Below are 11,088 nucleotides of genomic sequence, written 5' to 3'. Positions count from 1 at the left end.
GGCACTCGTCCCACCCAAGACCCTCGCAACGATTCGCACAAGGGTGCCCATTGGGACGTTCCGGATCGGTAATCTCCGTTTTCTTGGGCGTTTCCAGGCCGTTCCGGGACCCGGAAACTCCGTTGCACCGCATCACCAGCATCACCCAGGATGCCTGCATGAGCACGACGGGGGAGGCTGCGCGGGCCGCGGTCATGGCGCCCACGGGGGTGGCGCCGTGAGCGCGCGCCTGCGCGGCATCGCCACGGAGACCGAGCAGATCGTGGCGTCAGGGGGGTACCGCCTGACGGACGGCCGGGAGGTCTCCGTCGCGGCGGCGATCGAGGCCGCCCGGGCGGGCACGCGGATGTACGGCCCCGGGCCGGTGCCGGTGTCCGTGACGGCGGATGCGGAGACGTTGTTCCAGGTCACGGGCGAGAGCAGCCTGGAAGCCGCCCGCCGGCTCGCCGACGCCCCGGTCGCGGTGCTGAACTTCGCCTCGGCCCGCAATCCCGGCGGCGGCTATCTGAACGGCGCCCAGGCCCAGGAGGAGGCCCTGTGCCGCGCCTCCGCGCTGTACATCTGCCTGCTGGAGGCCCGGGAGTACTACGACCACCACCGCGCCCACCGCGACCCGCTCTACACGGACCGGGTGATCCACACCCCAGCAGTCCCGGTGTTCCGCGACGACCGGGGCCGCCTGCTGCCGGAGCCGTACCTGGCGGGCTTCCTGACCGCCGCCGCCCCCAACGCGGGCGTCGTACGGCGTACGGCACCCGAGCGCGTCGGCGAACTCCCGGCCGCCCTGGCCCGGCGGGCCGAGCGGGTCCTGGAGACCGCGGCCGCGCACGGATACCGGCGGCTGGTGCTGGGCGCCTGGGGGTGCGGTGTCTTCCAGAACGACCCGGCGCAGGTCGCGGGCGCCTTCCGTGCGCTGCTAGGGCCCGGCGGCCGATTTGCTCGGACGTTCGAGCATGTGGTGTTCGGCGTCCTGGACCGTACGCCGGGAGCGACGGTCCGGGAGGCCTTCGTACGCGCGTTTTCGCAGCCCTAGAGGCTCTCAGGCAGTCAGGTCCAGCCGTACCGCTCGTGGAGGCGCTGGCGGACCAGATTGAACCGCATCCGGTCGATCGCGCACGCCTCCCGGCGCATGCCCTGCTCGTGCAGCCTCAGCACCCGGTCCACGTCCACCCACGAGTCGCGGCCCGACCGGTCCCACGGCCCGCTGCCGATGGCCACCCACTCCCGGTCGCCGTCGTGCCGCTTGCTGGACAGCTGGACGGCGAGGAAGGTGCCCGCCGCCTCCCGGGCCACGACCAGCACCGGGCGGTCCTTGCCCCGGCCGTCGTTCTCCTCGAACGGCACCCAGGTCCACACGATCTCGCCCGGGTCGGGGTCGCCGTCATGGGCGGGGGAGTACTCGGTCCGCACCTTGCCGACCTCGCGCGGGTCGGCCTCGGTGGTGGCGGAAGGGCCGTAGCGGCCGGGGATGTCTTCGTCGGTAAAGGCAGTCACGGGGGCACCCTAGGGCGTGCGCCGAGGAGTTGGGCAACCGCCCTCCGGTTGCGGTCCGGCACCGTCACCGGCCGGAGCTCTCAGGCCGACGCCGTCGGCGCGGGCCCCGGATCGCCGGTCTCCTTCGGGATGGTCCGCCAGGTCCGGGCCGTCGGCACGTCGCGCCGGTGCAGACTCAGCAGGGCCGGGCGGGTGCGCGCCCACAGTTCGCCGATGATCTGCCCCTGGATGTCGGCCAGTTCGAGCGTCATCCGCACCCTGCCGGCATCGGCCATCTGCGGCAGGACCGCGCGGAGACGCTGCTTGCGCAGGTCGGACGGCGGGTGGGAGCCCAGCTGACGGGCGTGCTCGTCGCCCGTCTGCAGCAGGGCGACGGCACGGTCCATCACGTCCAGGGCGTCGAAGAACAGACTGACACCCAGGAACCCCACCCACAGGTCGCGGTTGTCGTGCTCGATCCCGGCGTTGAGGGACAGGACCATGCCGATCAGGTCGGCGTCGAACTCCTGCCGCCACGAGTACGCCAGAACCTCGGCCTCCTCGACCGGCAGTACACCCTTGCGCCGGACCGCGGAGTTCAGGTGGCCGCTGATGACGTGGGCGTACTCGTGGCCGATGACGAAGTACTCGAGGGCGTCACGCAGCATCCCGGCGAGGTTGAACGGGCCCGGCGGCAGCAGGTGGTGGCCGGCGTCGCCGACCCGGCCCGAGACGGCGTAGGCCACGACGATGTCCGTGAAGCGCTCGGCGACCTCGGGCACGGTCTCGATCCGCTCGACGGCGGCGGCCAGGTTCCACCGGACGTCGATCTGGCCCTCGGCGGCGGCCGGTCCGTAGGGGAAGGTCCAGGCGACCGCCTTGCTGAGTTTGGAGGCGAAGATCGGCATCTGGTCCTCGACGAGCACCAGATGGGCACCGTGGCGGCCCGGCACGCGCATGCTCACCGCGTTGAGCTGCCCGGTTCGCAGATGGCCGATGAGCGGGCGCAGCGCCGCGAAGTCCAGGCCGTCGCCCTGGATCCGGTCCTTGGCCGTCCGCTCGATGTGGTCCTGCATCCCCGCGAACATCTCGGCGAAGACGTCGTCCTGGCTCTGCAGGTTGCGGCCGGCCTCCTGCTCCACCAGCGCCCGGACCCGAGGGTCCTTGCCCTGCTCGGCGTTGAAGCTGTCGCGCAGGAGCCGTTCGGTCAGGTCCCGTACGGTGGCCCCGGTTCCCGGTGGCGGGTCGGAGGCGCCCTGTTCGGCCTGAGCCTGTGCCCTGAGCAGGGCGAGGAAGTCCTGCGCCTCCTGCTGCCGCCCCCGGTCCGTTTCCCCGCTCATGCGTCACCGCCCTGTGTCGGCCGCCCGGCCGCGGGCCGGACCTCCACGTCGGCGCCGAACCTCGCCGTGACGGTCGCCGTGACCTGCTCGGTGCCGTTCCCACCGGCGGAGAGGAGGTTCGGCAGGGCGGAGATCACCTTGCCGAACATGCCGTCCGGCTCCTTGACCTCCACGGTCACCGTGCCGTCGGCCGCGAGGACGACCACCGTTCCGTAGACCACGTCCGGGGTGCGGTAGATCGCCCGTGGCGCGCCCGGTCTGAGGTCGATCACCTGGCCACCCTTGCGCTGTTCCAGCGTGTGCTGCAGAGCGCCGACGGCGGTCGCCGCGCCCATCAGGACCAGCGTGACGGTGGTGACGGGTTCGATGCCGCGCCGCGGGACCTCCTGCAGCTCCACGCCGTGGGCGGCCGCAAGTTCATGCACGGTGGGCAGCTCCGCCGGGTCGAGAACGACGAGGGCCTGCGTCCGAGTCGACTCCGGCACCTGAACTCCCTTGTGTCCGACGGTCTTTCACGTCAGAAGCATGCCATCCCGGTGGGGCGTCCGGTCAGTGCAGGCCGTCCGAGAGGCGGACGAAGTCGTGGCCCGCCGTGAGGAGACGGGGGACGGCCGCGGAGATGCCTCGGGCGGTGCCGCCCTCGGGGTGGTTCATGTGGCAGATGACGATCGAACCGGCCTGGGCGGAGGAGACGGTGGCGCGGACCTGTTCGGGCGTGAAGGTCGCCCCGGCGTCCCCGTTCACGGAGAAGCTGACGAAGCGCTCCCCGAGGTCACCGACGATCCGTGCCGCGACGTCGTCGCAGTACGCCGTGCCGGAGCGGAAGAAGCGCGGTGGGGTGCCCAGCAGGTGGGTGAGCTTGGCGCGGTTGCCGGCGATCTCGTCGTACACCTCGCCGGCGCTGCGGGTGCCCGGGATGCCGTAGGCGGAGCGTCCGGTGACGGACAGCGGGCGGTGCCGGGTGCCGTGGTTGGCGATCTCGAACAGCGGCTCGGCGGCCAGCCGGCGGAAGACGGCGGGGTTGGCGTCGATCCAGCGGGAGTTGAGGAAGAGGGTCGCCGGTATCTCCCGCCTGCGGAGGAAGCCGATCAGCGCCCGGTCGTAGCCGCTGCCGCCCGGGCCGCCGCAGGCGTCGAAGGTCAGCGCGATCGCGCGTTTCGTGGCCGGCAGCGCGTGCGTCACTCCGGGCGCGTCGAACCCCCAGGTGTGCGGCACGGAGTGCCCGTAGCGGGCGACGATCTCGGCGCGGGTGACCCTGGGCGCGGTGACGGGTGCCGGGGTCGAGGGGGCGACGGTGGCGGGAGCTGCGGTGGTGGGGGTGGCGGTGGCGGTCGCCGAGGGTGCGGGCGACGCGGGCACACGGATGTTCGTCGAGCTCTTCGGGCCCGCGCAGCCGGCGAGCACGCCGCCCGCCAAGCCGGCCAGCACAGCACGGCGACTGGCAGTCATCCACGCCCCCACCTGGTCGAAGTTCCTCAATCGGGGCGGCCGACGCCCGCCACGGAAACCGTACGTGGTGGTGATGCCGCAACCGGAAAGGGGGCGGTAAGGGTTCGGTTGGGGTTGTCCCGGGCGTCGCCTGCCGTGGCCGAGGTGCCCCGGGACAGCCCGCCGGGGCCCTCGAAACCGAGGACCCCGGAACGGACCGACGGGTCGGTGTTCAGTCCTCGTCCTGCTCCACCGGCACCTTCTGCACCGGCGGTGCCGCGTGCCCGTTGAGGGACGGTGCGGTGCCGTTCTGCGCCTGCCCGTTCTGGTTCATCGAGGAGAGGAGCTGACGGGCGAGCCCGAGGCCCGTACCGCCCATGGTGAGCGCCTTGGCGAACAAGTCGGCCATGCCGTCGGCGCCGTTGAGCAGCACCATGTTGTCCACGTTGCCGAAGGCGGACGCGCCGGCCTGGACGATCTCCGGCCAGTTCTCGGCGAGTTGCTGGGCGACGACCGCCTCCTGGTTCTCGGCCAGGGCGTCGGCCCGGGCCTTGATGGCCTCCGCCTCGGCGAGACCCTTGGCCCGGGTCGCCTCGGCGTCGGCCAGACCCCTGGCCTGCGCGGCCGCGGCCTCCGCCGCACCGGTGGCCCGGGTCGCCGCAGCCGTGGCCGCACCCCGGGTCTGGGTGGCCTCCGCCTCGGCGCCCGCGGCCGTCTTGACCCGGGTCGCCTCGGCCGCGGCCGCCAGTTCCGTCTCCTTCGCCTTGGCCTGCGCCGCCGAGATCCGCGCGTCACGCTCGGCCTCGGCCAGCGTGCGCTTCTCGTAGGCCTTGGCGTCGGCCGGCTTGCGGACGTCCGCCTGGAGCTGCTGCTCCCGCCGGTGCGCCTCCAGCTCGGCGACCCGTGTCTCCTGGACCACGACCTCCTGCCGGGCGCCCGCGTCGGCGAGCGGACCGGCCTGGCGGGCGCGTGCCGCCGCCTTGTCCCGCTCGGCCTGGTAACCGGCCTGCAGGATCTCGCTGTCCCGGGTGGCCTCCGCCATCCGGGCGAACGACTGCTGCTCGGCCTCGGTGGCGAGACGATTCGACTCCGCCTGCGCGATGCGCGCGTCCCGCTGGACGGCGGCGGCGTGCGGGGCGGCCAGGTTCTGGATGTAACCCGTCGGGTCCTCGATCTCGTGGATCTGCAGCGAGTCGACGATCAGACCGAGCTTCTCCATCTCCGTACCGCAGGCCGCCCGGGTCTGCCCGGTCAGCTTCTCCCGGTCGCGGATCATGTCCTCGACCGTCAACCCGCCCACGATGGAGCGGAGATGACCGGCGAAGACGTTGTGCACCCGCTCCGACATCATCCGCTGCTGGTCCAGGAAACGGCGGGCCGCGTTGGCGATCGACACGAAGTCGTCGCCCACCTTGAAGATGACCACGCCCCGCACCTTCAGCGGAATGCCCTGGTGCGTCACACAGTCCACGTGCAGCTCGGTCTCGTTCAGGTCCAGGGAGAGCTTGCGCACCGCCTGCACCCCGGGCAGCACCAGCGTGCCGCGCCCGGTGACGATGCGGAAGCCCATGCCCTCCTCGAGGCCCTCGGTGCGGTGCTTGGACCCGGAGATGATGAGCGCCTCGTTCGGCTCGGCGACCCGCCACATCATCTTGAACAGACCGATCAGAACGAGGACGGCAACGACGACCGCCCCCGCAACGACGCCGACAACCATCGGCATTCGCCCCCTTTGCATGGTGCCCTTTCGGCACCGAACGAAGGGAGTGTGCGCCTGCGGGGACACGCCGAGAAGACGCTGACGAATCCTTGTTGCAATCTTGACGCACACGCCCCTCACCTGGGGCTGAGCCCGCTCAACTGTCGTACGCGGCAGTGACGTAGACCGTCCTCGGCGGCAGGTACTCCACCACCATCACCACCGTGCCGCGCTCGATCCGGCCGGTGCCGTCGGCCGCGTAGGCGAGGAAGTGCTCCGCGCCGCCGCGCACCCGGACGATCACCTCGCCGACCAGCCCCGGCCCGACCGTCCCCGTCACCCGTCCCACGAGCCCGACCATCGACGCATCGTCCATGGTCACAGGGTACGGGCGGAGCGCGTTCATACCGCCGTGCTGTCCGTGTCCGCCTTCTGCGACGGCCACCGTTCGTGCCAGCGCAGCTCCGCCTCCAGTTGGGCAGCCAGGGAGACCAGCAGGAGTTCGCTGTTGGCCGGGCCGAGCAGTTGGGCGCCCACCGGCAGCGCGCCGACGAACCCGGCGGGTACGTTCACGCCGGGCCAGCCGAGGACGTTCCAGGGCCAGGCATAGGGGCAGGCGGCGATCATCGCGCGGTCCGTGGCGAGCCCGCCGAGCCGGTACAGGGCGCCGATCGCGGGCGGGGGAGCGGCCGTCGTCGGGGCCAGGATGACGTCGTACGACTCGAAGAACGCGCCGATCCGCCGGTGCAGGACCGCCTCGGCACGCCGGGCCGCCCGCAGCGGGGCCCCGCCGAGCAGCCGGCCCAGCCGGGCCGCGTCCCGGGTGCGCGGGTCGAGCAGGGCGGGGTCGGGGGTCTCGCGGACGTGGTCGGCGATGCCGGCGGTGGCGCGGGGCACGAAGGTCAGCCCGATCTGGCCGTAGGGCGGGTCGGCCTCCTCGACGGTGTGCCCCAACGCGCTGAGTTTCTCGGCGAGTTCGAGGATCCGGGCGCGGACCTCCGGGCGCAGCCGCGCGGGTACCGCCGTGAACGGCGGCTTCAGCGACAGGGCGATGCGCAGCCGGCCGGGGTCGCGTCCGACCGCGTCCGACACCGTGAGCGCGGGCGGCCGATGCGGGTCCCGGTCGTCGTTGCCGCTCGCCGCGTCCAGGAGCAGGGCCGCGTCGGCGACCGTACGGGCCAGGGTGCCGTTGACGGTGATGCCGTGGAAGGCCTCGCCGCGCGGCCAGGTCGAGATGCGCCCGCGCTGGGGCTTGATGCCGATCAGATGGGTCCAGGAGGCCGGGATCCGCACCGAACCGGCGCCGTCCGAGCCGAGCGCGGCCGGGACCAGCCCGGCGGCGACCGCGGCCGCCGAGCCGCCCGACGAACCGCCCGGGGTGTGGCCGGTGTGCCAGGGATTGCGGGTCTCCCCGAACGCCGGGCCCTCCGTGAACGGCCACTGCCCCAGCTCGCAGGTGTTCGTCTTGCCGACGATCACCGCACCGGCCGCCCGCAGCCGTCGTACCGCCTCCCCGTCCCGCGCGACCGGCGGGAAGTCGCCGGGGCAGCCGAACGCGGTCGGCTCGCCGGCCACGTCCATGTCGTCCTTCACCGCGACCGGCACCCCGAGCAGCGGGCGCCGCGCTCCGGCGGCCAACTCCCGGTCGGCGGCGTCCGCTTCGGCGAGCGCGGCCTCGGTTCGTACGATCCGGAAGGCGTTCAGGGTCGGTTGGGTGGCCTCGATCCGGGCCAGGGCCCGCTCGACCAGGGTGCGGGAGCTCACCTCCCCGGCGGCGAGCGCACGGGCGGACTCCGCAAGGCCTGCGGCACGGTCGGGCGTCATTGAGGGAGCACCTCCGGGAGCCTCCTGACACGATGTCTACTGAACGGTAACCGCAAAGCGGCCGGTGCCGTACAGGTTTCGCACAGGTGACATCGAGTCAAGTTCAAAGCATTGACGTGAACCTGTCAGCGTCTTAGTTTCTGGGCGATTTATCGAACTGCGTGCGGTCAGCACGGCCCGTGCGGCTCCGGCGGCTAACTCCAGGATCACCGCGTCCACCGCGCTGGGGCCGGCCGCCGCCCGTTCGAGCCACAGTGCCGGGGTCCGCCCGGCACCAGGGGCGCGGACGGCCAGTCCGGGTCGGCTTCCGTCTCCGGTGCGCGGCGCCGCCCGTCCGGCTCCACCCGCAGCACCACCCGCCGCTCCGCGTCGACGAGTCGCGCGGGACACCCCGCCAGGACGGCGGCACCGCGCACCAGCGCCTCCGGACCGGCCCGGGACTCGGCCGGCCGGTCGAAGCAGACGATGACCCGCACCGCGGCCCCGGCATCCGGATCCAGCGCGGCGAGCCGCCCGGCCGGCTCTTTCATGGGCTCATCATGCGCCACCGGCCGGGGCGGCGAGGAGACGGTGGACCGGATCGGGACCCGTCAGGCAACCGGTGCGCGGCCAGGGCCCTCCTACCTCTCGAGTGAGCTGACCCCAGGACAGGTGCCGCCCTGCGTGCCGTGTCCCGACCGCCCCACGCGCCGACAGGAGCCCTCGTTTGGACCGCACCGAGCCCCTGCCCTCCGCAGGCCCGTCCCGCCGTGGATTCATGGTGTACACGGTGGCCGCGGCCACTCTGACGGTCGCCGCCCCGCTCGCCTGCACCCCTTCGCGCGCGGAAGGCGCCGAGCCCGACCGGGCCGACTCCGGCTCCCACGTCCTGGTGACCGGCACCGACGAGGAGATGCTGGTCCTGGAGGTCACGGAGAACAACCACGTCGTCGTGCGGCTGCCCCGGGCCGAGGTCGGACAGGGCATCACCACCGCCGTCGCCATGATGATCGCCGAGGAGCTGGACGCCCGCCTTTCCGATGTGCGCATCCCGCTCGCCGACGCCCGCGCCAAGGGCAATCAGTACACCGGCGGCTCCAGTTCGGTGAGTTCGCTGTACGGCCCGGCCCGGCAGCTCGCCGCCACCGCCCGGGCCAAGCTGGTGACCGCCGCCGCCCGACGCTGGCACCTGCCCGCCAGGACCCTGCGCACCCGCGACACCATGGTCGTCGCCCCGGACGGGCGCAAGGCCACGTTCGGCTCGCTGACCGCGAGCGCGGCCCGTGTCCACCGCCCCGCCGTCCCGAGCAAGCCCAAGCCCGCGTCCCGGCACCGGGTGATCGGCCGGCCGACGACCCGGATCGACGCGCGGGACATCGTCACCGGCCGGGCGAAGTACGCCGGGGACGTGGCGGTGGCCGGGGCGAAGCCCACGGTGGTGGCCCGGCCGCCGACGATCCGGGGCAAGCTCGTCTCGGTCGACGACCGGGCCGCCCGCGCCCTGCCGGGCGTCCACGCGGTCGTCCGGCTGCCCGGCGGTGTCGCCGTCGTCGCGGACACCTTCCACCACGCCTTCCGCGCCCGGGACGCCCTTCGTCTCACCTGGGCGCCCGGCCCGCTACACGCCCTGTCGGACGCGCAGATACGCTCCCGGCTCAAGGCCGCCGTGCCCCGGCTCGGCACCCCGCCGCACGGATCGACCCCCGTGGAGGCCGAGTTCGCGTTCGCCTTCGTCGGCCACGCCCCGATGGAGGTGCTCACGGCGGTGGCGGACGTCCGCCCCGACCGCGCGGAGCTGTGGTTCTCCTCCCAGACCCCCATGGACGCGCGGGACGCGATAGCCCAGGCCGTCGGTCTGCGCCCGTCGAAGGTCAAGGTCCATGTGGCGCGCGCCGGTGGCTCGTTCGGCCGCCGGCTGAACTACGACGCGGCGATCGAGGCGGCGCTGGTCTCCAAGGCGGCCCGCCGTCCGGTGAAGCTGATGTGGAGCCGCGGCGACGACATCCGGCACGGGCGCATGCGCCCCGCCAGCCACCACCGGATCCGGGCCAGTGTGGCCGACGGCCGGGTGGTCGCCTTCGAGCAGGTGATGGCGTCGGTGTCGGAGTCGAACGACGGCGCCGGCCTGTCCGCGCAGGGGGGCGTGCGGGCGGCGTCCGGCCCCCTGCCCAGCCGGACGGGCCTGTACAACTTCGGCCGCGTGTCCGGCGATTCGGGCGGCATCGAGCTGGCCGTGCCGCTCGGCGCCTGGCGGTCGGTGGACTCCGGGACCGTGCGGACCGCCGAGGAGATCGTCGTGGACGAGATCGCCCGCAAGCTCGGCAGGGACCCCGTGGCCTTCCGCCGGAGCACCTTGCGGAACAAGGCGGTCAAGGCGGTCCTCGACAAGGCGGCGGCTGCCGGCCACTGGGGCCGCGCTATGCCCGCGGGGTGCGGCCAGGGCATCGCCGTGCACGAGGAGTACGGCTCCTGCGTGGCCTGCCTCGCCGAGATCGACGCGACCGACCCGAAGAACCCCCGGGTGACCAAGGTGGTGATGGCGGCCGACGTGGGCACCGCGGTCAACCCCCGTGGTCTGGAAGCCCAGTTGATGGGCACCGCGATCGACGGCATCTCCGTGGTCCTGCAGGCGGGCCTGCACATCGACCGGGGCGCCGTACGCGAGGGCAGCTTCGCCGACTTCCGCTATGCCCGCCAGCGCCACGCCCCGCTCGTCTTCGAGGCCCACGTCCTGCCCTCGACCGGGGAGCCGGGCGGCGCCGGCGAACTCGGTGTCCCCGCGGCGTCCGGTGCGGTCGCCAACGCCTACGCCCGCGCGACCGGCACCGCACCGCGCAGCTTCCCGCTCACCTTCTGACCGCCGACTCATCTTCCGAGGCACCCATGCGTTCGTACTCCTTCACCCTCAACGGCAGGCAGGTGACGGTTGAGGCCCCCGCCGACATGCCCCTGCTGTGGGTCCTGCGTGACCTGCTCGGCGTCACCGGCCCCAAGTACGGCTGCGGAGTGGGCGTCTGCCGCGCCTGCACCAGCCACCTCGACGGCGCCGAGATCCAGCCCTGTGTGGTCCCGGTCGCCGACTGTGCGAACCGCACCGTGACCACCATCGAGGGCCTGGCCGACGGCGACAGACTGCATCCGGTCCAACAGGCCTGGCTGGACTGCGACGTGGCCCAGTGCGGCTTCTGCCAGCCGGGCCAGATCATGGCCGCCACCGCCCTGCTGAAGCGGACGCCCCACCCCACGGACGCCGACATCGACGCCATCGAGAACATCTGCCGCTGCGGCACGTACGCCCGCATCCGGGAGGCGATCAAGAAGGCCGCGGACAGCGGCGGTTGATCC

10 protein-coding genes and 1 pseudogene are annotated in these 11,088 nt (G+C 73.0%); 3 read left to right on the top strand and 8 right to left on the bottom strand.

The features are described 5' to 3' along the window. The first annotated feature begins 217 nt into the window (after positions 1–217). Positions 218–1,033, top strand: coding sequence for a TIGR02452 family protein (locus ACIRVH_RS41900; RefSeq protein ID WP_403965124.1), 816 nt, complete (start codon positions 218–220; stop codon positions 1,031–1,033). A 14-nt stretch (positions 1,034–1,047) separates the two neighbouring features. Here the strand turns inward: ACIRVH_RS41900 and ACIRVH_RS41895 are convergent, their stop codons facing one another. The 8 genes and pseudogenes from ACIRVH_RS41895 to ACIRVH_RS41860 form a co-directional block, all read right to left on the bottom strand. Then, a complete protein-coding gene (locus ACIRVH_RS41895) occupies positions 1,048–1,494 on the bottom strand; it encodes a type II toxin-antitoxin system PemK/MazF family toxin (RefSeq protein ID WP_403965122.1) in 447 nt (148 codons plus the stop codon). Between the two features lie 80 nt (positions 1,495–1,574). Further along, complete coding sequence (locus ACIRVH_RS41890; RefSeq protein WP_403965120.1) at positions 1,575–2,813, bottom strand: hypothetical protein; 1,239 nt, start codon at positions 2,811–2,813, stop codon at positions 1,575–1,577. After that, on the bottom strand, positions 2,810–3,298 hold the full coding sequence (locus tag ACIRVH_RS41885) for a hypothetical protein (RefSeq protein ID WP_403965118.1): 489 nt from the start codon (positions 3,296–3,298) through the stop codon (positions 2,810–2,812). Before ACIRVH_RS41885 ends, ACIRVH_RS41890 begins: the two co-directional genes overlap by 4 nt. A gap of 64 nt (positions 3,299–3,362) precedes the next feature. Next, positions 3,363–4,262, bottom strand: a complete 900-nt coding sequence (locus ACIRVH_RS41880; protein WP_403965116.1) for a polysaccharide deacetylase family protein — start codon at positions 4,260–4,262, stop codon at positions 3,363–3,365. A gap of 211 nt (positions 4,263–4,473) precedes the next feature. Next, positions 4,474–5,964: a flotillin family protein gene (locus ACIRVH_RS41875; protein ID WP_403965114.1), complete on the bottom strand. Its 1,491-nt coding sequence runs from the start codon at positions 5,962–5,964 to the stop codon at positions 4,474–4,476. A gap of 133 nt (positions 5,965–6,097) precedes the next feature. Beyond that, positions 6,098–6,316, bottom strand: a complete 219-nt coding sequence (locus ACIRVH_RS41870) for a hypothetical protein (RefSeq protein ID WP_403965112.1) — start codon at positions 6,314–6,316, stop codon at positions 6,098–6,100. Positions 6,317–6,342: 26 nt separating this feature from the next. Continuing rightward, a complete protein-coding gene (locus ACIRVH_RS41865) occupies positions 6,343–7,764 on the bottom strand; it encodes an amidase (RefSeq protein WP_403965110.1) in 1,422 nt (473 codons plus the stop codon). A gap of 168 nt (positions 7,765–7,932) precedes the next feature. Continuing rightward, a pseudogene (locus ACIRVH_RS41860) lies at positions 7,933–8,294 on the bottom strand (PucR family transcriptional regulator); the annotation flags it as partial. A 227-nt stretch (positions 8,295–8,521) separates the two neighbouring features. Between ACIRVH_RS41860 and ACIRVH_RS41855 the strand changes: the two are divergent. Further along, positions 8,522–10,600: a molybdopterin cofactor-binding domain-containing protein gene (locus ACIRVH_RS41855; protein WP_403965274.1), complete on the top strand. Its 2,079-nt coding sequence runs from the start codon at positions 8,522–8,524 to the stop codon at positions 10,598–10,600. A gap of 26 nt (positions 10,601–10,626) precedes the next feature. Beyond that, the gene (locus ACIRVH_RS41850; RefSeq protein WP_403965108.1) at positions 10,627–11,085 is read left to right on the top strand and encodes a (2Fe-2S)-binding protein; all 459 of its coding nucleotides are present in this window, start codon (positions 10,627–10,629) and stop codon (positions 11,083–11,085) included. Positions 11,086–11,088 lie beyond the last annotated feature (3 nt).

Origin of the sequence: Streptomyces sp. NPDC101165, from assembly GCF_044768135.1 — a bacterium.
Classification (GTDB): Bacteria; Actinomycetota; Actinomycetes; order Streptomycetales; family Streptomycetaceae; genus Streptomyces.
Note: the sequence above shows the minus strand (reverse complement) of the source record. Positions and strands in the feature narration are given on the sequence as shown.